Origin of the sequence: Pelagimonas phthalicica (genome assembly GCF_004364805.1) — a bacterium.
Lineage (GTDB): Bacteria > Pseudomonadota > Alphaproteobacteria > Rhodobacterales > Rhodobacteraceae > Pelagimonas > Pelagimonas phthalicica.
Window position 1 is genome coordinate 751030 of the sequence record NZ_SOAP01000002.1, and the last position, 22419, is coordinate 773448.

Annotated in this window: 21 protein-coding genes; 5 read left to right on the forward strand and 16 right to left on the reverse strand. The window is 58.5% G+C overall.

Features of this window, described 5'->3' with window-relative positions:
* Window positions 1–46: 46 nt before the first annotated feature.
* From CLV87_RS13795 to CLV87_RS13810, 4 genes are all read right to left on the reverse strand, one after another.
* Window positions 47–1480, reverse strand: coding sequence for an NAD(P)(+) transhydrogenase (Re/Si-specific) subunit beta (locus CLV87_RS13795; protein WP_099246226.1), 1434 nt, complete (start codon window positions 1478–1480; stop codon window positions 47–49).
* Window positions 1481–1493: 13 nt separating this feature from the next.
* Window positions 1494–3068: a Re/Si-specific NAD(P)(+) transhydrogenase subunit alpha gene (locus CLV87_RS13800; protein ID WP_099246228.1), complete on the reverse strand. Its 1575-nt coding sequence runs from the start codon at window positions 3066–3068 to the stop codon at window positions 1494–1496.
* A 125-nt stretch (window positions 3069–3193) separates the two neighbouring features.
* Window positions 3194–3646 (reverse strand): methyltransferase family protein, encoded by a 453-nt coding sequence (locus CLV87_RS13805; protein WP_099246230.1) that lies wholly within the window; start codon window positions 3644–3646, stop codon window positions 3194–3196.
* A gap of 73 nt (window positions 3647–3719) precedes the next feature.
* On the reverse strand, window positions 3720–4640 hold the full coding sequence (locus tag CLV87_RS13810; RefSeq protein ID WP_099246232.1) for an MBL fold metallo-hydrolase: 921 nt from the start codon (window positions 4638–4640) through the stop codon (window positions 3720–3722).
* 179 nt (window positions 4641–4819) lie between these two features.
* On the opposite strand from CLV87_RS13810, the gene CLV87_RS13815 reads away from it, so the two are divergent.
* Window positions 4820–5572, forward strand: a complete 753-nt coding sequence (locus tag CLV87_RS13815) for an SDR family NAD(P)-dependent oxidoreductase (RefSeq protein WP_099247770.1) — start codon at window positions 4820–4822, stop codon at window positions 5570–5572.
* Between the two features lie 81 nt (window positions 5573–5653).
* Here CLV87_RS13815 and CLV87_RS13820 read toward each other — a convergent pair whose 3' ends face one another.
* Window positions 5654–6235 (reverse strand): TetR/AcrR family transcriptional regulator, encoded by a 582-nt coding sequence (locus tag CLV87_RS13820; protein WP_099246234.1) that lies wholly within the window; start codon window positions 6233–6235, stop codon window positions 5654–5656.
* 98 nt (window positions 6236–6333) lie between these two features.
* Between CLV87_RS13820 and CLV87_RS13825 the strand changes: the two genes are divergently transcribed.
* The 3 genes from CLV87_RS13825 to CLV87_RS13835 all read left to right on the forward strand — a co-directional run bounded on the left by CLV87_RS13825 (window position 6334) and on the right by CLV87_RS13835 (window position 11303).
* Complete coding sequence (locus tag CLV87_RS13825; protein WP_099246236.1) at window positions 6334–6792, forward strand: (2Fe-2S)-binding protein; 459 nt, start codon at window positions 6334–6336, stop codon at window positions 6790–6792.
* Between the two features lie 3 nt (window positions 6793–6795).
* Entirely contained in the window at window positions 6796–9033 is a 2238-nt protein-coding gene (locus CLV87_RS13830; protein WP_099246238.1) for a xanthine dehydrogenase family protein molybdopterin-binding subunit, read from the forward strand.
* 194 nt (window positions 9034–9227) lie between these two features.
* Entirely contained in the window at window positions 9228–11303 is a 2076-nt protein-coding gene (locus CLV87_RS13835) for a Hint domain-containing protein (protein ID WP_099246240.1), read from the forward strand.
* A gap of 116 nt (window positions 11304–11419) precedes the next feature.
* Here the strand turns inward: CLV87_RS13835 and CLV87_RS13840 are convergent, their stop codons facing one another.
* From CLV87_RS13840 to CLV87_RS13865, 6 genes are all read right to left on the reverse strand, one after another.
* Window positions 11420–12196 carry a gamma-glutamyl-gamma-aminobutyrate hydrolase family protein gene (locus CLV87_RS13840; protein WP_099246242.1) on the reverse strand — a complete coding sequence of 259 codons (777 nt, stop codon included), beginning with the start codon at window positions 12194–12196 and terminating at the stop codon, window positions 11420–11422.
* A gap of 112 nt (window positions 12197–12308) precedes the next feature.
* A complete protein-coding gene (locus CLV87_RS13845; protein ID WP_166652757.1) occupies window positions 12309–13475 on the reverse strand; it encodes an NAD(P)/FAD-dependent oxidoreductase in 1167 nt (388 codons plus the stop codon).
* 37 nt (window positions 13476–13512) lie between these two features.
* On the reverse strand, window positions 13513–14358 hold the full coding sequence (locus tag CLV87_RS13850; RefSeq protein WP_099246247.1) for an ATP-binding protein: 846 nt from the start codon (window positions 14356–14358) through the stop codon (window positions 13513–13515).
* Complete coding sequence (tatC, locus tag CLV87_RS13855; protein ID WP_099246249.1) at window positions 14358–15284, reverse strand: twin-arginine translocase subunit TatC; 927 nt, start codon at window positions 15282–15284, stop codon at window positions 14358–14360. The genes CLV87_RS13850 and tatC overlap by 1 nt, the downstream gene beginning before the upstream one ends.
* Window positions 15281–15760, reverse strand: a complete 480-nt coding sequence (tatB, locus tag CLV87_RS13860) for a Sec-independent protein translocase protein TatB (RefSeq protein ID WP_099246251.1) — start codon at window positions 15758–15760, stop codon at window positions 15281–15283. Before tatB ends, tatC begins: the two co-directional genes overlap by 4 nt.
* 18 nt (window positions 15761–15778) lie before the next feature.
* Complete coding sequence (locus CLV87_RS13865) at window positions 15779–16009, reverse strand: twin-arginine translocase TatA/TatE family subunit (protein ID WP_099246253.1); 231 nt, start codon at window positions 16007–16009, stop codon at window positions 15779–15781.
* A gap of 183 nt (window positions 16010–16192) precedes the next feature.
* On the opposite strand from CLV87_RS13865, the gene CLV87_RS13870 reads away from it, so the two are divergent.
* On the forward strand, window positions 16193–16873 hold the full coding sequence (locus CLV87_RS13870) for a helix-turn-helix transcriptional regulator (protein ID WP_099246255.1): 681 nt from the start codon (window positions 16193–16195) through the stop codon (window positions 16871–16873).
* 33 nt (window positions 16874–16906) lie between these two features.
* On the opposite strand, the gene CLV87_RS13875 is transcribed toward CLV87_RS13870, so the two are convergent.
* From CLV87_RS13875 to CLV87_RS13895, 5 genes are all read right to left on the reverse strand, one after another.
* Window positions 16907–17278, reverse strand: coding sequence for a hypothetical protein (locus CLV87_RS13875; RefSeq protein WP_133840789.1), 372 nt, complete (start codon window positions 17276–17278; stop codon window positions 16907–16909).
* Between the two features lie 367 nt (window positions 17279–17645).
* Window positions 17646–18530 carry a fructose bisphosphate aldolase gene (locus CLV87_RS13880; RefSeq protein ID WP_099246259.1) on the reverse strand — a complete coding sequence of 295 codons (885 nt, stop codon included), beginning with the start codon at window positions 18528–18530 and terminating at the stop codon, window positions 17646–17648.
* Between the two features lie 346 nt (window positions 18531–18876).
* Window positions 18877–20235 (reverse strand): cytochrome P450, encoded by a 1359-nt coding sequence (locus CLV87_RS13885; RefSeq protein ID WP_099246261.1) that lies wholly within the window; start codon window positions 20233–20235, stop codon window positions 18877–18879.
* Entirely contained in the window at window positions 20232–21473 is a 1242-nt protein-coding gene (locus tag CLV87_RS13890) for a hypothetical protein (protein WP_099246263.1), read from the reverse strand. Before CLV87_RS13890 ends, CLV87_RS13885 begins: the two co-directional genes overlap by 4 nt.
* A 126-nt stretch (window positions 21474–21599) precedes the next feature.
* Window positions 21600–22343: a cytochrome c biogenesis CcdA family protein gene (locus tag CLV87_RS13895; protein ID WP_099247771.1), complete on the reverse strand. Its 744-nt coding sequence runs from the start codon at window positions 22341–22343 to the stop codon at window positions 21600–21602.
* Between the last annotated feature and the right edge of the window lie 76 nt (window positions 22344–22419).

The following is a 22419-nucleotide window of genomic DNA, read 5'->3' on the forward strand; positions in this document are numbered from 1 at the left end:
ACGCCCCGGACGAACCGGGGCGTTTCTTGTTTCCTTTGGAGCGACCTTAGTCGATGCGCTTGAGCAGCTCATCCAGGGACGCTTTGGCATCGCCGTAATACATGCGGGTGTTTTCCTTGTAGAACAGCGGGTTTTCGATACCGGAATACCCGGTGCCCTGACCACGCTTGGATACAAACACCTGCTTGGCCTTCCAGCATTCCAGAACCGGCATGCCCGCGATTGGGCTGTTCGGATCTTCCTGGGCGGCGGGGTTCACGATGTCATTGGAGCCGATCACGATGGCAACATCCGTATCCGGGAAGTCATCATTGATCTCGTCCATTTCCAGCACGATGTCATAAGGCACTTTGGCTTCGGCCAAGAGCACGTTCATATGCCCCGGCAGACGGCCCGCAACCGGGTGGATCGCGAAACGCACCTCTTTACCTTTGGCACGCAGACGACGGGTCAGTTCCGCCACATTCTGCTGCGCCTGGGCCACCGCCATACCGTAGCCTGGGATGATCACGATGCTATCGGCGTCTTCGAGCGCTTGGGAAACCCCATCCGCGTCGATGGCAACCTGCTCACCCTCGACTTCCATGGCCGGACCAGCCGCGCCACCAAAACCACCGAGGATAACGCTGATGAACGACCGGTTCATCGCCTTACACATGATGTAAGACAGGATCGCACCGGAGGAACCCACCAGAGCACCCACAACGATCAACAGGTCATTGCCAAGCGAGAAGCCAATCGCCGCCGCTGCCCAGCCGGAATAGCTGTTCAGCATGGAAACAACGACAGGCATATCTGCGCCGCCAATACCCATGATCAGGTGGTAGCCGATGAAAAAGGCCAAGAGTGACATCACCAGCAAGGTCCAACCGCCGTCAGAGCCCATATAGATGAACAGCAGCAGCAAGGAGGCCAGACCGGCACCGGCATTCAGGAAATGCCCGCCAGGCAGTTTGGTCGCCGCCGAGGTCAGCTTGCCCGACAATTTGCCATAGGCCACAACCGACCCGGTAAAGGTGATCGCGCCTATGAACACGCCAAGGAAGACCTCGACCTGCAGAATGGCGATTTCGACCGAGGATTTCGCCGCCACTTTGGCCGAGAAGCCTTTGAGCGCGTCAATGCCCGCCTGATCGAGACCGGCAACATTGTTCATCACCAGTTCGGCATTATAGCCGACGAACACCGCAGCCAGACCCACCAGCGCGTGCATCCCGGCCACCAGCTCTGGCATCTGGGTCATTTCGACCTTTTTCGCCAGCATATAGCCAATGACACCGCCGCCTGCGATCAGGATAACCGACAGCCACCACAGACCGGCACCGGGGCCAATCAAGGTCGCAAGAACCGCTAGCCCCATGCCGAAAATGCCATACCACACCGCGCGCTTGGCGCTTTCTTGTCCAGACAACCCGCCGAGCGACAGGATGAAAAGAACGGCTGCGACCACGTAAGCCGCTGTTGTAAAACCGTATTCCATGATCCGCTACTCCTTAGGATTTCTGGAACATGGCGAGCATGCGCCGTGTCACGAGGAAGCCGCCAAAGATGTTGATCCCGGCAAAGAACACCGAAATCGCCGCCAGCAGCACCACGAGGAAGCCCCCGCCAGAACCGATCTGCAGCAAGGCACCCAAGATAATGATCGAGGAAATCGCGTTGGTCACCGCCATTAGCGGCGTGTGAAGCGAATGCGATACGTTCCAGATCACCTGGAAGCCGACAAAGACCGACAACACAAACACGATAAAGTGCTGCATGAACGAGGCCGGGGCCACCAGACCCACACCCAGGATCAGCGCAGCACCGACCACCAACAGGGTCACCTGCTGCTTGGTTTGTGCTTTGAACGCCGCCACTTCTGCGGCGCGCTTTTCTTCCGGTGTCAGTTCAGGCTCAACCACCTTTGGCTTGGCCGCAATCGCCGCGACTTTTGGCGGTGGCGGTGGGAAGGTGATCTCACCCTGATGGGTCACGGTCGCGCCGCGGATCACGTCATCTTCCATGTTGTGATTGATCTGACCGTCTTTCTCAGGGGTCAGGTCAGCCATCATGTGACGAATATTCGTCGCATAGAGTGTCGAAGACTGGGTCGCCATGCGCGATGGGAAATCGGTGTAACCAATGATGGTCACGCCATTTTCGGTCACGACTTTCTCATCCGCCACGGTGCCTTCGGCATTGCCGCCACGTTCCGCCGCAAGGTCAACAATGACCGAACCCGGCTTCATCGCCGCGATCATATCCTCGGTCCAGAGCTTGGGCGCTGGACGGTTGGGGATCAGAGCGGTGGTGATGACGATGTCAACCTCAGGGGCCAGTTCGCGGAACTTGGCCAGCTGGGCATTGCGGAACTCTTCGGACTGGACCGAGGCATAGCCGCCGGTGGCCGCGCCATCCTGCTGCTCTTCCTCAAAGTCGAGATAGACAAATTCCGCGCCCATGGATTCGACTTGCTCGGCCACTTCGGGGCGCACGTCAAACGCATAGGTGATCGCACCCAAGGATGTGGAGGTGCCAATGGCGGCCAGACCAGCCACACCGGCCCCAACAACCAGAACCTTGGCCGGGGGAACCTTGCCCGCCGCTGTCACCTGACCGGTGAAGAAACGACCAAAGTTGTTGCCCGCCTCGATCACCGCACGGTAACCGGCGATATTGGCCATGGAGCTCAGCGCGTCCATCTTCTGAGCCCGGCTGATACGTGGCACCATTTCCATGGCGATCACATTCGCGCCCGAGGCCTTGGCCTTTTCCAGACCGGCCTCATTGCCGCCCGGATTAAAGAAGGTGATCAGCGTCTTGTCAGACGTCAGCCGATCCAGCTCTTCTTCTTGTGGGATACGCACCTTGGCGATGATATCGGCGGTGGACCACAGCGCCTCTGCGCCTTCCACAACCTCAACATCGGCCGCCGCATAATCCGCATCCGAAAACCCGGCTTTCGCGCCGGCCCCGGATTGGATCACACAGTCGTATCCCAGTTTCTGTAATTGACGCGCCGAATCCGGTGTCATCGCAACGCGATTTTCACCAGCTTCGACCTCTAACGGCGTCCCTATCTTCACGATATTCCCCTTTGTTCTCAGGTACTCCTACGCCCCTGGAGAGGCGTTAATTCGCATTTCACCGGCAATAATGCCGCTCTGCAGCGACAGGCAGTGGGCGCTGTAAAGCATACCCAAAGGAAAAATTAAACCCATCGGCGCGTTTGTTGCGCATAGCGTAAAAAATCGGCAACAAACTTTCGTCGTAGTTTTTGTTCCTCAGGCACGACAAAGCGCCGCTCCAGAATCCAGACAAGGATCGGAATCAAGGGCAGCCCCAATACAGCATCCCAATAGAGGATAAAGCCTGTCAGGATCATGACATCGCCAAGGTAGATCGGATTGCGCGAGCGTTTGAAAATCCCGCTGGTGACCAACCGGTCCGGCATCTCATGGGGCATAAAGGTCGTGCGGTGGCGGCGCATCTCATAAAGCGCCAACGCAATCAGGATCACCCCACCGCCAACCAGCAATCCGCCCAGTAAGTCAGCCCAAACAGGCCCAAAACCCAAGCCGAAACCGGCATGGGTTTTCTGCATCCAGGCCGCAATCAGCCCCGCCGCCAACCAGACCGGCGGCACATCCACCCATTTCAACATTGATCCCCCATGGTTTCTTTCGGCTAAAAATATCCCGGGGAGTCCCGAGCCTGCTCGGGACGGGGCAGCGCCCCTATTCCCACTCCATCTCTTCAAAGACACGACCGGCATTTTTGGTCGCCAATTCCTCGAATGTATCCATATGGCGCCAACGGGTCTGATCGACATAGTAGGCCCCGGCCAAATCCCCGCCTGCGTCGATATGCGCAGCAATCTTGTCGCGCAGATCACGCAGATAGTCCGAGGTTCCCGCCACAACCAGATCCATATTGGTGGGATGCCCATGACCGGGAATCACATAGGTTGCGCCCAGCTCCATAAATGGCCCGTCAAAGGTCTCGATCCAACAGCTGGTGCAGGTATCGGCAAAGATCGGCGGCATGCGTTCGTGAAAGGCAATATCGCCCGCAATGACCAGAGACAGCGCCGGGATCCAGACCTGCGTGTCGCCGGGCCCGTGGGCGGGGCCCAGATGCAGCACCTCCAGGACCATATCGCCCATCTCAACCACATGCTTGTCCTCAAAGCTGAGATTGGCGGTCACAACCCGTGTGCCCTCTGCCTTGTCGCGATTATAGCGTTCCATCCCTTGCAGGATGAAATCACCATTCTCTTCCACCTCATGGATCGCATCCACATGGGCCAGAATATCCACCCCCAGATCTGCCCAATAGGCATTGCCCAGCATGGCATGCCCCTGCCCGTTCTCATTGATCACCAGCTTGACCGGCTGATCGGTCACCGCCTTGATCTCGTCATGCAGGGCCGCCGCCAAACGCACCGAGGCCCCGCCATTGATCACCACAACCCCATCGCCGGTTACCACAAAGGACAGATTGTTATTGTGGCCGGAATTCTCATAGGTCGGCGGCGCGGTCGCCCCGATTGCAGAATAGACCCCCGGCAACACCTGCACCGGTTTGTCATAAAGCTCGGATTGCGGGTATTTGTCAGCAATATCTTCGCTGGCCCAAGCGGTACCGGCCGACAGCATCAGCGCCAATGTCGACCTATATAGTGTCGCAGCAAGACAGGTGCGGGTCATCAATCATCCTCCCAGAATTTTAAACACATTCGCATGTGTGAATGACAATGCCAAGATCCGTTGCGTCACCAAAGCTGCGTCCCCTTGCCTCTCTCACCCCTGCCGATAGTTTGAACGTGAGGGAGGACATCATGCTCAACAACAAACACGCCATCGTCACCGGCGGCGGCACAGGCATCGGTCTGGCAATTGCCCAGGCTCTGGCCGCCCAAGGGGCCGAGGTCACGATTACCGGGCGACGCGCCGAGGTTCTGGAACAGGCCGCCACAGACAGGATCTACCCCTTGGTGATGGACGTCACCAATGAAACGTCGATCATTAATGGCATCGCAGAGGCGGTGACCGCCCGGGGTCCTTTCCAGATATGTGTCCCCAATGCTGGGATTGCCGAGGGCAAATCGATCCTGAAAACCGATCTCGCCACCTGGCGCAATATGATGGCCACCAATCTTGACGGCGTCTTCCTGACAATCCGCGAAAGCCTGACCTCCATGTCACAGACCGATTGGGGCCGCGTGATTGCCATCAGTTCCATCGCCGGGGTGCGCGGTCTCAAGGGCGCGCCCTGCTATAGCGCCTCCAAACACGGGGTGATTGGCCTGATCCGGTCGCTGGCGGCGGATTTCGCCGCCAAGCCCTATACATTCAACGCAATCTGCCCCGCCTATGTGGAAACCGACATCATAACCCGCAATGTCACCTCAATCATGCAGCGCACCGGGTTGGATGCTGACAAAGCCCGCGCGCTCATGGTTGATCTGAACCCGCATGGCCGGTTGATCACCACTGAAGAAGTCGCCGAAGCGGCGCTTTGGCTCTGCGGGCCAAATTCCGACAGTGTCAATGGCCAGGACATCCGCATCGCGGGCGGCGAGGTCTGACATCCCGTTTCAGCCCCCGCGCGCGTCCGGGTGCCAAAATCAAGCATGGCCCCATCGGGGCCATACCTTTTGATACCAGCGCTAAACCTGCAAAGCGCGGGCGAACAGCCGGGCGGTTGCCGGGATGTCCTTTTCCAACCGGTCAAAGGGAGGTTTCTTTAACCCTTCCAACGCGGAAAAGATCACGCGCGCCGTGTCCTGTGCCGTGCCCTCAAGGGCCAATGCGCCCTGCCCGGCTTTCTGATCCAGCCAGTCGGCAAAGATCCTCTCCAACTGCGCGGCCCCGGTTTTGATTTGCTCGGCCGAGACGGATTTCCCCAGCTCCATCAACTCATCGCCGTGCGGCGAATTGGCAATCACCTCAACGCCGGCCAGCTTGACGCGAAAACTCCGTTCAAGAACCTCAACCAAAGGCCCCTCTACCGCCAACGCCGCCCGCATCGCCACTGCCGAGCGGTCGTAGAACAGTTTGGTCAGGCTGCAGGCAATGTCTTCTTTGTTGCGAAAATACTGATACAGCGCTGGTCGCGACATGCCTGCCGCCTTGGCAAGATCTTCCATCGATGTTTTGCGATAGCCATATTGCGCAAAAACACCCATGGCCGCATCCAGGATTGCGGCTTGCTTTTGCTGCTCTTTGTCCAAGGTCGAAATCTCTGCCATCCTGACGGTCTGACAATTTTACCCCGGTTTGTAAATAGGGTTTGACAAACTGACATTTTTCAGCATTTATGTCAGAAAGTCAGATTACGGAGTGTTCCATGTCCAAAACCATCACCGTCAACGGCGCAGAGCATCACATAGACCTCCCCGGAGAGGTGCCTTTGCTTTGGGTTTTGCGCGACCAGCTGAATATGACCGGTACCAAATTTGGCTGCGGGGTTGCGGCCTGCGGGGCCTGCACCGTTCACATTGACGGCGAGGCCGTGCGTTCCTGTCAGGTCGCGCTTGAGGATGTGGAGGGGGCTGTCACCACGATCGAAGGATTGGGCACGCCCGAGATGATGCATCGCCTGCAACAGGCTTGGGTTGATCATCAGGTGGCGCAATGCGGCTATTGTCAATCCGGGCAGATCATGCAGGCCGCCGCCTTGCTGGACACCACGCCCAACCCAAGCGATGCCGATTTTGACGAGGCTATGGCAGGCAATCTCTGCCGGTGTGGCACCTACCCGCGCATCCGCGCCGCCATCAAAGACGCCGCCGGGCTGGAGGGCTGACCCATGGCCAATATCGCAAAAATCGCCCGCCGCAGTTTTCTTTTCGGGTCGCTCGCCATTGCTGGCGGGGTCGCGCTTGGCACCTGGTATGTGGCCAAACCCGCGCCGAACCCGTTGAAACCCGGACCGGATGAGGCCGCGCTGAACGCCTTTGTTCTGATCAATCAGGATGGGGTCACTTTGATCGCGCCGCGTGCGGAGATGGGGCAAGGGGTGCAAACCACCTGGGCCGCGCTTTTGGCTGAAGAGCTGGATGTCACCCTGGATCAGGTCACCGTCTTGCATGGCGAACCGGCCCATGCCTATTTCAATACCGCCATGCTGGGCGAAAGCCTGAACACCAAGGGCTATGATGACAGCGCCTTTCAACACCTTATGGCGCAGGCCATGGGGCGGATTGGCAAAGTTCTGAACTTTCAGGTCACTGGGGGGTCGACCTCGATGCGTGATGGTTACGAGCGGATGCGGGTCTCGGGCGCGACGGCGCGCGAGATGCTCAAGGCCGCGGCGGCAGAACGGCTGGGCGTCGATGTCAAACAACTCCAGACGGAAAACGGTCAGGTGCTCGCGCCGGGCGGCATCACCCTGCCCTACCGCGAACTGGCCAAGGAGGCGGCCAAGATCGATCCGCCAAAGGTCACTCTCAGACCTCGTTCCGAATGGAAAATCCTCGGCAAGTCGCAACCTCGCATTGATATGCTGGGCAAATCCACCGGCACGGCGCAATTTGGCATCGATACCCGCCTGCCCGGCATGAAATTCGCCTCATTGCGCATGAGCCCCAAACGCGCCGGTATGAAAAGCTTTGACGCCAGCGCTGCCAAATCCATGCCCGGTGTCGAGAAAATCGTCGATATGGGCGATGGGGTTGCGGTGATTGCCAGCAACACCTGGCTGGCGATGCAAGCCTTGGACGCGATCGAATTTGTCTGGGAGCCCGCCGATTTCGAGGCCAGCTCCGATGAGATTTTCGCCAAGATCGAAAGCGCCTTTGAACAGGAGCCCAACTCAGCCTTTCGTGACGATGGCGATGTTGATCAATTGCCAGCGGGCAGCGAAACCCTGTCGGCGGAGTACCGAGTGCCCTTCCTCTCCCATGCCAGCATGGAACCCTTGAACGCCACGGCCTGGATTGATGGCAGCAAGCTGCGCATCTGGACCGGCACGCAATCGCCCAGCTTTGTCCAAAGCGCCTGCGCCGACGAGGCCGGGATTTCCGCGCAGGATGTTGTTGTGGAAACCACGTTGATGGGCGGGGCCTTTGGCCGACGGGGCGAGTTTGACTATGCCATCCTGGCCACCCGCGTCGCCAAGGCCGTGCCCGGCACGCCGGTTCAGGTCACCTGGTCGCGCGAAGAGGACATGACCCACGACTTCTACCGCCCTGCTGCCATCGCACGGTTGCGCGGCGGGCTTCATGAGGGTCAGCCGGTGGCGCTGGATGTTCAGGTCTCGGCCCCCAGCCTGTCAGACCAGATCATGAAACGCTGGATGGGGCGTGATGGCGGTGGCGCGGATCGCACCATCATCGACACGGCCTATAACCAACCCTATGGCTTTCCCAATTACCGCGCGCGCGGCTACAAGGCCGACACCAAACCGCCACTTGGGGCCTGGCGGTCTGTCGGGGCCAGTTTCAACGGGTTCTTTATCGAAGGCTTTGTCGATGAAATGGCCCACGCGGCCGGTCAGGACCCGCTGGATTTCCGCCTGACCCTGACAAGCGCGGAATGGGAACCGGCCTATAATGTCTTGCAAGCCGTCAAAGACATGTCGGGCTGGACCGGCACAACACCCGAGGGCATAGGCCGTGGCGTGGCCATGGTCTATAGTTTCGGGACACCGGTCGCTATGGTGATCGAGGTACAGGACGTCGACGGATCCGTGCGCCTGAACGAGGCCTGGATCGCCGCCGATCCCGGCGTGGCGCTGGACCCGAGCATTATCGAGGCGCAGCTTTTTGGTGGCATGGTCTATGGGCTTTCTTCGGCAATGGGCGAAGAGATCACCTTTGCCGATGGCGCGGTCGAACAACAGAACTTTCCCGATTACGAACCCTTGCGCATGCCGCAAATGCCCAAGGTCACTGTCCGTATTCTGGAAACCCAGGAACATATCAGCGGCATTGGTGAACCGGGTACACCACCCGCGCCCCCTGCCCTTGCCAATGCCATATTTGATCTGACCGGTCAGCGGATCAGGCAATTGCCGCTGAATAAGGAGATCGACTTTTATATCTGATTTTCAACGGAAGTTTTGGAAAAGCCCGGGCCGATTGGCTCAGGCTTTCCTTTGGCATTTGTGTCTAATCCCTCTCAAACTTTCCCCTGTTTCGCCTCAATTGCCCCACATCCCCGCCACGGCTGGACTGTATCCATCTTGGAAACGGACCCGAAAACCGGGCCACCAGGACAGGCGCGAGCAGGAGCAGTGCGATGCCAAACGGGTATTTGGTAACATTGGGTGACGGTATCCTCGACAATGGGGATGCAATCAGTGGGGGGCTTATCACCTTTACCACAGATACCGAGCTGGGATCGGGCCAATGGGAATGGTCTGGCACCTGGTCCGGCACCACATTTACCAACGAAGTCGAGCCCGGCACTTTCTTTCTTGGCACGGACGGCAACACCTATTTTGTCCCGGCTTATGGGCCGGTGGACACATTAACCTCGTCGACTGTTATCTCTTCGCCCCCCGACGGGATTGTTTCCGGGACCTCGGGCGATGATCTTATTGACCCGGATTTCAGCGATGTGCATTCCGAAAGCCCCGACGATAGCGGCGATGGCAGTGATGACATACGCGCAGGTGACGGCAACGATACTGCCATTGGCGGCACCGGCGACGATACCATCAGCGGTGATGCTGGCGATGATCTGATCTATGGTGACTATGGCACCTATGACCCGGCCAATATCGCCCAGACGCTGAACTGGACCTCGCAAGGTGGCAATGGCACAGATTTGTCTGGCGGGTTTACTCAGGACACTGGTGAAATCGACGTCACCTTGGCCTTCACCAATGATGGTGACAACAATCCCCTTTTCCAGGTTGATACAGATGACCTGCAATATGCGGCGGGCGGGTTTACCGGTCGGTCTTCTCTGTATCTGTTTGGCAATGGCGATGGCGCGACCTCGACCACCACGATCAGCTTTGGCGCAAGTGCCGGGGCCTCGGTCGCGGATGAAGTCGAGAATGTTTCCTTCCGTATCAACGATATCGACGCCTTTGCAGGCAATCACAGCGATGTCATCACGATCAACGCTTTTGATGCAGACGGCAATCCTGTCACCGTCACTCTGACCGCGGCGGGCGATGAGACAATCACCGGCAACACCATCACCGCAGGGACGTCGCTGGACAACCCCAATGACGCCAACGGCTCGGTCCTGGTTGAGATCGCTGGTCCGGTTGCTGAAATCGAAATCATCTATGGTAATGGCGATAATGGCACGCAGGCGATCTGGCTGACCGACCTGAACTTTGAGGCAGTGCAAGTCGCGACTGGCGACGACTCGCTACTCGGCGGCACAGGTGACGACACCATCTATGGCGAAGCGGGCAATGATACGCTGGATGGCGGGGCCGATAATGATGTGCTCGACGGCGGCATTGGTACCGACAGCCTTCTGGGTGGCGCGGGCAATGACACGCTTTATGCCTCGCAGGGCGACACGCTGAGCGGTGGCGACGGCGATGATCTCTTTACCCTGGTCGATCTGGCCGAGGACGGCTCCGACGATATCTTCATCGACGGTCTGACCACGGGCGAGACCGGTGGCGACGTTCTCGATCTGGCCGGGCTTGCGGATCGCGGCACGCTCAACATCACCTCGAATGTTGGCGGCGAGATGTCCGGCACGGTCGAGATGTATGACGGCACCATCGTCAACTTCTCCAATATTGATGACATCATCTGCTTTACGCCCGGCACGCGCATCCTGACCTCAAAAGGCTATCGCGCCGTGGAGACCCTGAAGCTGGGCGATATGATCGTCACCCGCGACAACGGCTTGCAGCCCTTGCGCTGGACCGGGTCACGCACTGTTTTGGCACGGGGCAAGACCGCGCCAGTGCGCATTGACCCGTCGCTCTTTGGCGGGGATCGCCCGCTCTTTGTCTCGCCGCAACACCGGATGCTGCTGGAAGGGTATCAGGTTGAGTTGATGTTTGGCACGGACGAAGTCTTTGCCGCCGCGCGCCATCTGGAAAACGGGGCCGAGGTGGCCCGGGTTGAGGGCAAGCTGGTGACCTATATCCACCTGATGCTGGATCAGCACGAGGTCATCTATGCCGAGGGCATGGCGACCGAGAGCTTCTTTGTTGGGCAAGAGGCAGTCAAAGCGCTGCACCCCGAGGCGCGCGAAGACCTGTTCGCCAACTTCCCGCATCTGCGTGATGACCCAGCCAGTTTTGGCCCAACAGCCCGCACCTGCCTGAAAAAGCACGAGGCGCAGGCCTGGATCAGATCCGTGGCCGTGCAGGACCTTGCGCTGGCCGCGTGATGCGAAGGTAGAATTGAGTATTTTAGCCAAGAAGAAGCACAAACCGTTTGCGCTTCTTCTTGGTCTAAATACTCATTTTTTTGGATGCCGCCCTGACGATGTCCATTAGGGCCGTGTCACGCTGAGCGGCGCAAGGGTTTGGCCCGGTGGGCCGAGAAATCCTGCACTGCCTGACCAAAGGCCGTGAAGAGCGGGCGCGAGACCGGGTCATTGGCCGCATCCCATTCCGGGTGCCATTGTACGGACATGGTAAAGCCCGGCGCATCTTTGACATAGATCGCCTCGGGCGTGCCGTCGGGCGCATGTCCTTCGATCACCACACGGGCACCGGGGGTCTTGATGCCCTGGCCATGCAGGGTGTTGGTCAGCACCTCGGTAGAGCCAAAAAGGTCATGAAACCGCCCGCCCTCTTGCAGGCTCACGATATGGCGCAGGGCGAATTTCTCTTCCAAGGTGCCATCGGGGGGCATGCGGTGATTGTCGCGCCCCGGCAGGTCGCGGATTTCAGGATAGAGCGAGCCACCCATGGCGACATTGACCTCTTGAAAGCCGCGGCAAATCCCCATGAAGGGCTGCCCCCGATCCACGCAGGCACGCACCAGCGGCAAGGTGATGGCGTCACGCGCCCTGTCCATGGCCCCATGCGCCTCGGTATAGGATTCACCATATTCTTCGGGATGCACATTGGGGCGCCCACCGGTCAGCAAAAAACCATCGCATGTCGCCAGCAACTCCTCCACCGAAACAAAGCGCGGATCCGCCGGGATCAGCATCGGCATACAGCCTGACACGGTTGCAATCGCTTCGGAATTCATGGTGCCGCCCGCATGGGCCGGGTACTGGTCGTTCAGCAAATAGGAATTGCTGATAATGCCGACGATGGGTCGGGACATGGATGGCTCCCTAAGTGGTTCTCACGCTTGTGTAACACAATGCCCGTTAGCGAAGCGTTTGCACAGGGGGTGAAAGGTGCGCTGACGCACAGCCCCCATGTCACTTTCCCGCCTATGCGCGCTGAAGCTTGGACTTCAACTGGTTAAAGGCAGCGTTGATCATGCGGCTTGGCGTCAGCTCACATCGGATCAAAGCGGCCAGTTGTGCTTCGTCCAGACGGGCGACGCGAGCGATGGATTTGTCCCAATCCTCGGGGCCATAGGCGGCGATTTTCTGATTGGCCCAGAAACCGAATTTGTACTGCCACTGGAAGCGGCGGGTGGCCTGGCGTTCATAAGCTTTGAGCGGAAAATCCGCGCCGATCAGATGACAGTCTTTCAGGCATTGCCCCAGATGACCGCCCAGCTCGATGGCGAGACGAATGCCTTCACCCACCGTGGGGGTTGCCACATTGGCACTATCGCCGACACGGATGGCCCGCCCGAAAACGACTTTCTTTTCAAAGGGTTCCGATGGGATGATCCCCGCATTGACCTGAATGCGGTCCCCCAGCTTCAGCCCATAGCTTTGCAAAAATTCCGGCGTCAAAAGCGGATCAATAATGTCACGCGGCGAGACATCGGTGTCTGGCTGGATCACCCCAACGCCGATCCGAATATGGTTTTTGGGCGCGGGAAAAATCCAGCCATAGCCCTGCAAAACCGGCGCGCCGACAAAGAGGCTGGCGCGGTCCTTTTGCGCCTCTTCAATCTCGTATTCATATTCGATCCCGACGCCGACCCGCTGCGCCCGCGCGCCCAATCCCAGCGATTGCATGACCGCGCGCGGCGTGCCCGACGCGTCCACGATATATTTCGACCGAACGCTGCGGCTCTCATTCCCCGACAGGCGAATTTCAGAAGTAAAAAAACCGTCAGCCCCCTGCAATGTGGTCAAAAATTTGGCACCTGTCCAGATTTCGGCCCCGGCGCGGCGGGCATGACCGGCCAGCCATTGGTACAGACCGGTGATGTCCAGCACCGCCATCTTGTGATTGCGCATATGATGCAGGCTGCGCTGGTTGTCCGAGCGAATCTCGATCTCGTTGATGGTTTGGTAGAACTCAGGCGGCACGCCTATGTTTTGCAGATCGCAGACCCAGGACCCACCCGAGGTACGCACGGGGCGACCGATTTCCTTGTCTTGATGCACGATCAGGCAGCGCATTCCAACGGGCAGTTGCGCCGCGCAAGACAGGCCCGCAGGCCCGCCACCAACAATCAAAACATCATAGTCCAAAATATGGCCCTAAGCCTGAAATCCCGATCAAAAACGATCAGCCCAAAGAAATCCCCTTGCGACCTGCAAGGTCGGTGAAAAATTGCCACGCGACACGGCCAGAGCGCGAACCGCGCGTTGCCTGCCATTCAATCGCCTCGGCCTGCAACTCTTCTTCGGATACGCTGAGATCATAGGCCGCGCAATAGCCGCGGATCATGTCCAGGTATTCGTCCTGGCTGCAAGGATGGAAGCCAAGCCACAACCCAAACCGGTCAGAGAGGGAGACTTTTTCCTCAACAGCTTCGGATGGGTTGATCGCGCTGGAGCGTTCATTCTCGATCATGTCGCGCGGCATCAGATGGCGGCGATTGGAGGTCGCATAAAGCACCACATTATCTGGTCGACCGGCCACACCACCATCCAGCACCGCCTTAAGGCTTTTGTAATGCTGGTCGTCGTGGCTAAAGCTGAGGTCGTCGCAGAACAGAATGAACTGATGCGGAGCATCGCGCAGGATATCCATCAGGCGCGCCACGGTAGGCAGGTCTTCGCGCTGCAATTCGACCAGTTTCAGGTCATGCCCTTCTGCGCGAACCTTGGCATGTACCGCTTTGACAAGGCTGGATTTCCCCATGCCACGCGCGCCCCATAGCAGGGCATTGTTCGCCGGTAGGCCCTTGGCGAATTGCAAGGTGTTTGTCAGGAGCGTGTCACGAGAGCGGTTCACCCCAACCAGCAGGGAGATATCCACGCGTGAGACTTTGGCGACCGGCTCGAGCCGTTCGGGGTCCGTGTGCCAGACAAAGGCCTCAGCGCCAAAGTCCGGAGCGGCCAGCGGCGCTGGAGACATACGCTCCAACGCCGCGGCAATACGTTCCATCGGGTCCGTGAGGGGATCCATTATTTGGCGTCCTCATCCTTGTCGAATTCGGCCATCAGAGGATCTTCTTCCTCTTCGTCGTCATCCTCGAACCACAGACCTTGAGCGCGCAGATCCGCCTCGCGGCGCTTTTCAACCATGCGCACCAGGAAGATCGAGAGTTCGTAGAGACCAAAGACAACGGTAAAGAGTATCAACTGGGTGATGACATCAGGAGGCGTGACCACAGCAGCCAAAACCAAAATTCCGACTGCCGCAAATTTTCGAACTGCAGCCAACCCCTCGGCAGAAACCAGCCCAGCCTTTCCCATTAGTGTCAACAAAACCGGCAACTGAAAACAAAGTCCAAAGGCCAAGATGAACACCAAAACCAGGCGCAAGTTTTCGTCAACTTTAGGCTGGAAAGCGAATTGCAATCCCTCTTTGACCGCTTCCCCGCCGTCAGCCGTGACCGCATCAAACAGGGAACTTGCATCCGCAAATCCAATCAGGAAGGCAACCGCCAAGGGCGTGACAACGAAATGCGCAAAGGACGCACCAAGAATGAACATCAATGGTGATGCGATCAAGAACGGTAAAAAGGCATTCTTTTCATTCTTGTAAAGCCCCGGAGCCACGAAGCGCCAAAGTTGAAACCCAATGAAAGGAAAGGACAGGCCAAGCCCGAACACCATTGAAACCCGGAACTGCGCGAACAACAATTCTTGACCAGCAGTGAACTGGAAAGTCGGTGTAGGATTGCCCATCGCCCGCATTGTTTGCTCGATCGGGACAAATAAGAATTTGAGGACATGTTCTGCGATGAAATCGCCCTGAACTGGGATGAAAAACACGCACATTGCCACAATGAAAGCGATCACGGACCGGATGAGTCGCGTGCGCAATTCTGCGAGGTGTTCGATCAGCGGGGCTGCGCTGTCTTCGATGTCGTCGTCCGAGGCGCTCATGCGTCCCCTCCGTCAGCATCCGGCGCGTCGCCGGTATCGCGTTTCATTGAGGCTTCAAGCTCTTTGGCCCGTTTGGAGGCGGCTTCGGCCTCGCGGGCCAAACGATCCGCTGAGGCGCGGGCGGCATTGGCCTCGATCTTTTTGCGGGCTTCTTCGCGTTCTGCGGACAGCTTGCCGGTTTCGCTGTCGGGATCGATTGACGACAAGGGGTTGGTCATCGATTTGGCCGCGTCCTTGACCCCGTCCATCGCCGTGCCAACCGGGTTGGTCGCGGTTTTAAAGGCTTGCTGCGCCTCTTTCACGCCCGCCTGATCAGCCGCGTCATTCATGGCACGGCTGAATTCGCGCGCCATGCCGCGTGCCTTGCCAACGAATTGACCGGCTTTCTTGAACAAGACCGGCAGGTCTTTGGGGCCGACGACGATCAGCGCCACGATCCCAATAACCAGCAATTCGGGGAACCCGATATCAAACATGCGCTGTGCCCCGCTGGCTTAGGCTTTGTCTTTGTCTTCGACAGTTTCTGCCTCTGGGGTCACGTCTTTGGCATCAGCAGCGGCCTGGTCTTCCAGCTCTTGCTTGCCCTCGTCCACACCCTTTTTAAAGGCGGTGATACCCTTGCCCACTTCGCCCATCAGCGAAGAGATTTTGCCGCGGCCAAACAGAACCAGAACCACGACGGCGATCAGCAGAAGGCCGGGAAGGCCGATGTTTCCAATACCCATAGGGCTACTCCTTTTTTGTCCGGCATCTTGCAATGCCTCAGGGCAAACGCGCCCCGGATAAATTCCACAAGACGTATCTAATGCGTCAAGAACGTCTGGAAAAGCGCCAAAGCGACGCGTTGCCAAACGAGTTTTGTCATGAGACTGTCAGTTGTCAGGTTTTTGTCAGGAGCGGATGAAACAATGAAGCGATCGGACCGGCTTTATGCGCTGATGCAGCGCTTGCGAGACGGGCAATTGCACACGGCTGAGGCAATGGCGCAGGATCTCGAGGTCTCGGTACGCACGATTTACCGCGATATGGAGACCCTGGCCGAATCTGGGGTGCCTGTCGAAGGCACGCGTGGTTACGGCTATACGGTGCGGGCCGCGATCACCCTGCCCCCATTGAACCTGACCGAACAAGAGCTGGAGGCCTTGCACCTTGCGCTAGCGACTCTGGGCGCATCCGAGCTGGATGAGATCAGCGATGCTGCGCGCAGCCTGTCCGGCAAGATTGACGCGGTGCTGCCCGAAGAATCCGGCCCCGCCCCGGCCCCGTTTGGCTTTGCCACCGACAGCTTTGCCGAGACCGCGCGCGGCTTTACCCATATGCCGGCCATCCGCGCCGCCATTCGCGCCAAGCAAAAGATCAAGATTGTCGGCGCGCAGGGCGACTACATCCTGCGGCCTTTGCATCTGGAATATTGGGGGCGGGTCTGGACCTGCATTTCCTGGTGTGAAAGCACCGAAGAATTCCTGTCCTTAAGAATTGATCGCATTGATCAACTGATCATTCTGCCGGGGCTGTTTGTTGATGAACCGGGCAAAGGCCTGGCAGATTGGCGGGCCCAACAAGGGTTGCCCGCCGAGAAACGTGAGTAAAAGACCGGGTCGAAGCCCGGCCTTTCCAGAGGCTTAGTACTTGTAAGAGGTGATCCCGCCATAGGGCTTTACCTCTTGGTAGCCCGACACGATACAGGAATACGGCGCGTTGATGTCACCACCGGTCTTGATCACTTCGCGCTGCAGCGTGGTGAATTTCTGCGTCGTCGGGGCATAGTTGTTCTGGTAGCACTCAACCGCGTTCACATAGGCGGTGTTCCAATCGGCATAGCCATAAGACTGATGCGCGGCCTGCTGCCAGACCTGAATGGTCACCATCTTGGCGTGATGGATGGTCTGGCCGTAGCCCATGGCGGTGATCTTGTCCCCTTGGGTCGCGAGGGCAGCGGTGCCACCTGCGATCAGAGCCAATGCGGTCAGGGCGGTTTTTGCAAAATTGGTCATGGTATTGTCCTTGGTCAAAGTCGGTTCAAAATGCGGGCGCTGCACCCGGTTGGGAAAGCTGACGGCAACCTTGGTCTGGCACCGTGTTCGTGCTTCGAAACATAAGACGCTTTGGCTTAGGTTTTCCTTGGTGGAAAACATGACTTTATGCGGCACTTTCTTTTAAGGCACTGACTTTAAGATGATATTTCTTATCCCGCTGTGGTAATTTGGAGCATCGACAGTCGAAACCTGCCCCCTTCCTATAGAGGTATTCCTCACCCCGGTCCGGAGAACCTTACCCTTAGCGACAGGCAGAATCGAACCTTCAGAAAAGCAAAAGCCCCGACCAATGGCCGGGGCTTTGATGCCATAAAGGTAACGCCGATCAGGAGGCGTTAAAGATCTTGGTGATGTTGCCCCCCAGCGCGGCGTTGAAGTCACCTTCGCTTTGCTGTTTGGACAGGCCTTCGGTCAGCGCGCGGCTGAAAGAGGCGATCATCTTGGGCTGGCGCGACAGACGATCACAGGCTTCCTCGGTGGAATAACCGCCTGACAGGGCGACAACGCGCATAACGCGGGGGTGATCGGCCAGCTTGTCATACAGACCGTCCTGCGTCGGGATGGTCAGTTTCAGCATCACATCCTGCCCGTCCTCCAACGCATCCAGCTGCGCCAGGATTTCGGATTTCAGGATGTCTTCGGCTTCGGCCTTGGTCGGCGAGCTGATATTGACCTCGGGTTCGATGATCGGAACGAGACCGGCGGCGACCACCTCTTTGCCCAGCTCAAACTGCTGCGCGACAACCGCCTTGATGCCCTCAGCATTGGCTTCGTGGATGACCGAACGCTCTTTGGTGCCAAAAATGCCAAAGCCCTTGGCGTCGGCCAGAGTTTCGGACAGGCCCGGGATCGGCTTCATCAGCTGCACGCCATTGGCCTGATCCTCAAGGCCTTTGTCGATCTTGAGGAAAGGCACGATGCCGCGATCTTCCCACAGCAATTGTGCCGTTGGCTTGCCGTTGATCTCGCCCCGCATGGTGCGTTCGAACAGGATCGCGCCGATGACTTTTTCATTGGTGAAATCCGGTGCCAGAATGATACGGGCGCGCATGGCGTGGATCTCGTCAAACATGGCCTCTTCGCCATCATACATGTCGGCCGTCACACCATAAAGGCCCAAGGCCTTGGGGGTGGAACCACCCGACTGGTCAAGCGCGGCGATAAAGCCCTTGCCCGAGGCCATCTGTTCCGATTGCTTCTCAAATGCCATGTTTGGTCCTCGCTGGAAAACGTCTTTGCGCCCTCCTTTACCCGAGGCTTGCGCCATATGGTAGTGCGAGATCAGGGGTTTAGCGCTAACGCGCGCTGTTAGGATTTATTTGGTGAGGAAATTAATTTGGGTCGAAATTTATACACTCGGGCTTTGATGAAATTGACCCCGGATTGCTTGCAATCCGGTTCGCACCCGACCCGCCCCAAGGGCGGGTGCGAAATTTGACTGGCGCAGTTCCTTTAAAAACTTGTATTCGAAGCAAAGGAACCGCTAGCCGGATAACCGCCCTCGGGACGGGCGCGAACCTACCGTTGCGCAATAGTTGCTCAATTTTAGTTTTGTACTAGCGCCAACTCACTCTTAGCCATATCCCATCCCGCGCGCGCACGGTCAGATGGGCCTCAGGGATCGGATCTTTGCCCGGAACGCGTTCAACCCTGAGGTCGCGCAACAGCACCGCCAACAGCAGCACACCTTCGACCATGGCAAATCCCGCACCGGTGCAAACACGCGGCCCGGCAGAGAATGGCAGATAGGCGTCGCGCCCGCAGGTCTTGGCCTCTTCGCCCTGCCAGCGTTCGGGTTTGAACGCGTCCGGGTCCGACCAGATGCGATCATGGCGGTGCAAATGCCAGGGGCTCAGCACGATTTGCGCGCCAACAGGGACCTTGCGGTCGCGAAACTGTTCCGGACAAGTCGCCTCGCGCACCATCATCGGGACCGGCGGGTAAAGGCGCAGGGTTTCGCGAAAGATATCGCGGGTCAGGCGCAGTTTGGAAACCTCGGAAAACGCGCCGGTCAAACCGAGTGATTGCGCCTCATCCGCCAACCTATCCTGCCAATCGGGATAAAGCGCCATCAGGTAAAGCGCCCAAGCCAGCGCGCTGGCGCTGGTTTCGTGGCCGGCCAGGAAAAAGATCGCCACCTGATCGACCATCTCCTCAGAGGTAAAGGTCTCGCCCGTTTCCGGGTCCTTGGTGGTCATGATCTTGGTGGCCAGATCATCCGGTGAGGTACCTGCCTGGATCTCGCCCATACGCTTGTCGGTCAACTGCCTGATCAGCCCGCGAATACGCTTGGCGGCGGCCTTGGTATCGCGGCGGAAAAACCGCGGCATCCAGCGCGGCAGGGGCAGAAAGGCCGCGACATTCAGGATTGGCTGGCTGCGCTGATAGGCGCGAAATTCGCGAAAGACTTCGCTGGCAATCTCATCCTCGATCGGAATGGAAAACAGCGTGCGAAAGATCACATCCGCCGCCGCATGACTGGCGATTTCTTCGATCTCGACCTCTTGCCCGACCTGCGCGGCCAGACGTTTTTGCGCCGCAAGGCTAGCCTGCCACATGGCCGGATAGGTGTCGCGCAGCCGCCCGCCCTCAAAAGCCGGATCGATGATGCGACGCTGGCGCAGCCAGGTTTCGCCATTGGTCAGGAACACCGACTCCCCCAGCAAGGGCCGCAGACCTTCGGAAATCCGCCCGGATTTGGGGAAATCCATCGGGCGCTCTTTGAGCACGGTTTTGAGCAGTTCGGGTTGGTTTATCAGGAAAGAGCGGAAAAATGGGGTGCGAAACTCGGCCATCCACGCATGATAAAGCTTGGCCGGTTGCGCGCTGAGGATATCCTGACGAAACAGCTTGGCATATTGGCGCAAGCTCACCCGCCCCTCGCGCGCCTTGGGTTTTGGTGGCAATTCGGTCATTCCGCCATATCCGTGAATTTCGACACCGCATGGTCGATGCGGCTCGCCGAGGGCGGCCTGTCAGCATAGCGATCGCACAGCAGAACCGGCCCGGCGGTGATCTGGAAATAGTCGTAATCCAGCGGGTTATCAAAGGCGCAGAGATATTGGAAATGCAGCCTGAAAAAGCGCCAACGCAGTTCCTTCCAGCGCGCGGGGCTGAGCGATTTGGTGAACTGGGCTGAGAACACCAGCGGCCATTTCTTATCCTCTGGAGCAACGCCAGAGACCGAGACCGGATCACACAGCGCAAAGGCGCAGCCGTCACCAGGTGCAGTGACATCGACCCAGGCGAGTTCATCCCGCGCGCTGAGATAATGCAAATCGGCGCGCAAACGTTTGGCATCGCGCAGGAAAGACACCATCGGCACCACCTGCCCCAGGCTGAGAAACGCCAGTTTCGGCCCCTCGGCGGGCACGCGCCCGGCCCGGATCAGGTCGGCCAGAACCGAGACCGCCAGATGCGCGCCCGAGCTGTGCCCGACAACAAGAACCTCATCAACGTCGCTTTGCAGGGCTGCGGCAATTGCCTCGCCGAACTCGGTCAACCGCCCCTCAAGCTCCGGAGGATTGGCCCCACGAAAGCGCGCCGAATAGGCATAGTCATGCATCAGATAGTAAACGAATGTCTTGCCATCCTTGGCCTTGAACCAGCGCAACAGCGCATAGCCCGCGCCAATGCCCAAGGCCCAGCCCAGCAGGGTCGCAAGCGCCCCCAGCCAAGGCGTGGTCAAGCTGACAAGCCCAACCACAAGCCATGCCACAAGCAGCGCCAGCAAGGCCTGCAGGATCAGCGCCCCAACCGGGTAAAGCGCGGCAATCACCGGCCCCTTGCGCAGCCGCATCAAGCGCCAAAGCGCGCCGGTGGCGATATATTCCCAAGCCGTGCGCAGCATCTGGCCATAGGTCGCCGCAATGGTGTTGGACATGCTGTCGCGCACAATGTCCGACCAGACCAGCACGTCAAACTCGGCCGCGACCTGCGCGCCATCAATCTCCCCACCCACATGCCAGCCATAGGCCGCCCCGCCGGATTTGGGCTTTAACGCGATCTCATAGCCGGAAATCTGCGCCTGCGCTGCGCCCTCTTTTCGATAGAGCTCGCGGTAGCGGCGTGGATGAATGGGGTCATAGCCCGGGATGTAGAAAACCCGGCGCTCGCGCACGCTGTGATCATCTGAGTTCTGCTGCGGGCCCATACACGTGTACCTTGTTCCGGCGTTAAGGTTAACGCGCCTTTCCGGCAAGAGTAAGACATGAATGAGGAAAGCCGGATCTGATTGACCCGGCTTAGCGTGGTTTTGGTTAATCTTGGGTGTTTGGATTTACCCCAGAGCCGCCAAAAACGGGAAGGTATCGAGCAGCCAGAAGGACATGGCCGAAAAACCGCCGGTCAGCATCAGCAAACCAATCGTCCAAAGCAGAAGGCCCATGGCGCGCTCAATCTGTTCCATATGGCGCTTCATCCAGTTCAGCGCCCCGGTCAGGCGGTGCAGAAAGGCCGCGACCAGCAGGAATGGTACCGACAATCCCACAGCATAGACCGCCAACAGCGAGGTGCCGCGCAGGATGGAGCCCTCCGAGGCGGCCAAGGTCAGGATCGACCCCAACTGCGGGCCAATGCAGGGCGTCCAGCCAAAGGCAAAGGCCAAGCCCAGCAGATAGGCACCAAAGGCACTGCCTCCGCGATCACCCGCATCCAGACGCGCCTCGCGATCCAGGAAACCGATCCGGTAGATACCGACAAAATGCGCGCCAAAGATCATCACGATGATCCCGGCCCCGGTGTTCAGCCAGCTTTGATACTGCAACAAGGCCATGCCCGCCGCCGAGGCCGCCATGCCCAGGATCAAAAACACAGTCGACAGCCCCAGCACAAAAAACACGGCTGGCACAATAGCGCGGCGGCTGTTTTGCCCCAGATCACCCATGGATACACCGCTCATATAGGCAAGGTAAGGCGGCACAACCGGCAGCACGCAGGGGCTGAGAAAGGACAAGAGACCGGCCAGCAGCGCCACAAACATGGCGGGCAGCAGGGATGCGTCGATGATTTCGATTCCAAACATATTTCCGACATAGGCCATCCGCGCGCGGGCGTCACTGGCACAGGCGGTCACATCCGCGTGGACCTTTTGTAACACC

Bases quoted from the DNA above. Each gene is read 5' to 3' on its own strand.
- CLV87_RS13820 (WP_099246234.1), bottom strand. From the start codon at position 6,235: ATGGCAGAGATTTCGACCTTGGACAAAGAGCAGCAAAAGCAAGCCGCA.
- tatC (WP_099246249.1), bottom strand. From the start codon at position 15,284: ATGAGCGCCTCGGACGACGACATCGAAGACAGCGCAGCCCCGCTGATC.
- tatB (WP_099246251.1), bottom strand. From the start codon at position 15,760: ATGTTTGATATCGGGTTCCCCGAATTGCTGGTTATTGGGATCGTGGCG.
- CLV87_RS13880 (WP_099246259.1), bottom strand. From the start codon at position 18,530: ATGGCATTTGAGAAGCAATCGGAACAGATGGCCTCGGGCAAGGGCTTT.
- CLV87_RS13885 (WP_099246261.1), bottom strand. From the start codon at position 20,235: ATGACCGAATTGCCACCAAAACCCAAGGCGCGCGAGGGGCGGGTGAGC.
- CLV87_RS13870 (WP_099246255.1), top strand. From the start codon at position 16,193: ATGAAGCGATCGGACCGGCTTTATGCGCTGATGCAGCGCTTGCGAGAC.
- CLV87_RS13795 (WP_099246226.1), bottom strand. From the start codon at position 1,480: ATGGAATACGGTTTTACAACAGCGGCTTACGTGGTCGCAGCCGTTCTT.
- CLV87_RS13830 (WP_099246238.1), top strand. From the start codon at position 6,796: ATGGCCAATATCGCAAAAATCGCCCGCCGCAGTTTTCTTTTCGGGTCG.
- CLV87_RS13805 (WP_099246230.1), bottom strand. From the start codon at position 3,646: ATGTTGAAATGGGTGGATGTGCCGCCGGTCTGGTTGGCGGCGGGGCTG.
- CLV87_RS13875 (WP_133840789.1), bottom strand. From the start codon at position 17,278: ATGACCAATTTTGCAAAAACCGCCCTGACCGCATTGGCTCTGATCGCA.
- CLV87_RS13895 (WP_099247771.1), bottom strand. From the start codon at position 22,343: ATGTTTGGAATCGAAATCATCGACGCATCCCTGCTGCCCGCCATGTTT.
- CLV87_RS13835 (WP_099246240.1), top strand. From the start codon at position 9,228: ATGCCAAACGGGTATTTGGTAACATTGGGTGACGGTATCCTCGACAAT.
- CLV87_RS13890 (WP_099246263.1), bottom strand. From the start codon at position 21,473: ATGGGCCCGCAGCAGAACTCAGATGATCACAGCGTGCGCGAGCGCCGG.
- CLV87_RS13865 (WP_099246253.1), bottom strand. From the start codon at position 16,009: ATGGGTATTGGAAACATCGGCCTTCCCGGCCTTCTGCTGATCGCCGTC.
- CLV87_RS13840 (WP_099246242.1), bottom strand. From the start codon at position 12,196: ATGTCCCGACCCATCGTCGGCATTATCAGCAATTCCTATTTGCTGAAC.
- CLV87_RS13825 (WP_099246236.1), top strand. From the start codon at position 6,334: ATGTCCAAAACCATCACCGTCAACGGCGCAGAGCATCACATAGACCTC.
- CLV87_RS13810 (WP_099246232.1), bottom strand. From the start codon at position 4,640: ATGCTGTCGGCCGGTACCGCTTGGGCCAGCGAAGATATTGCTGACAAA.
- CLV87_RS13850 (WP_099246247.1), bottom strand. From the start codon at position 14,358: ATGGATCCCCTCACGGACCCGATGGAACGTATTGCCGCGGCGTTGGAG.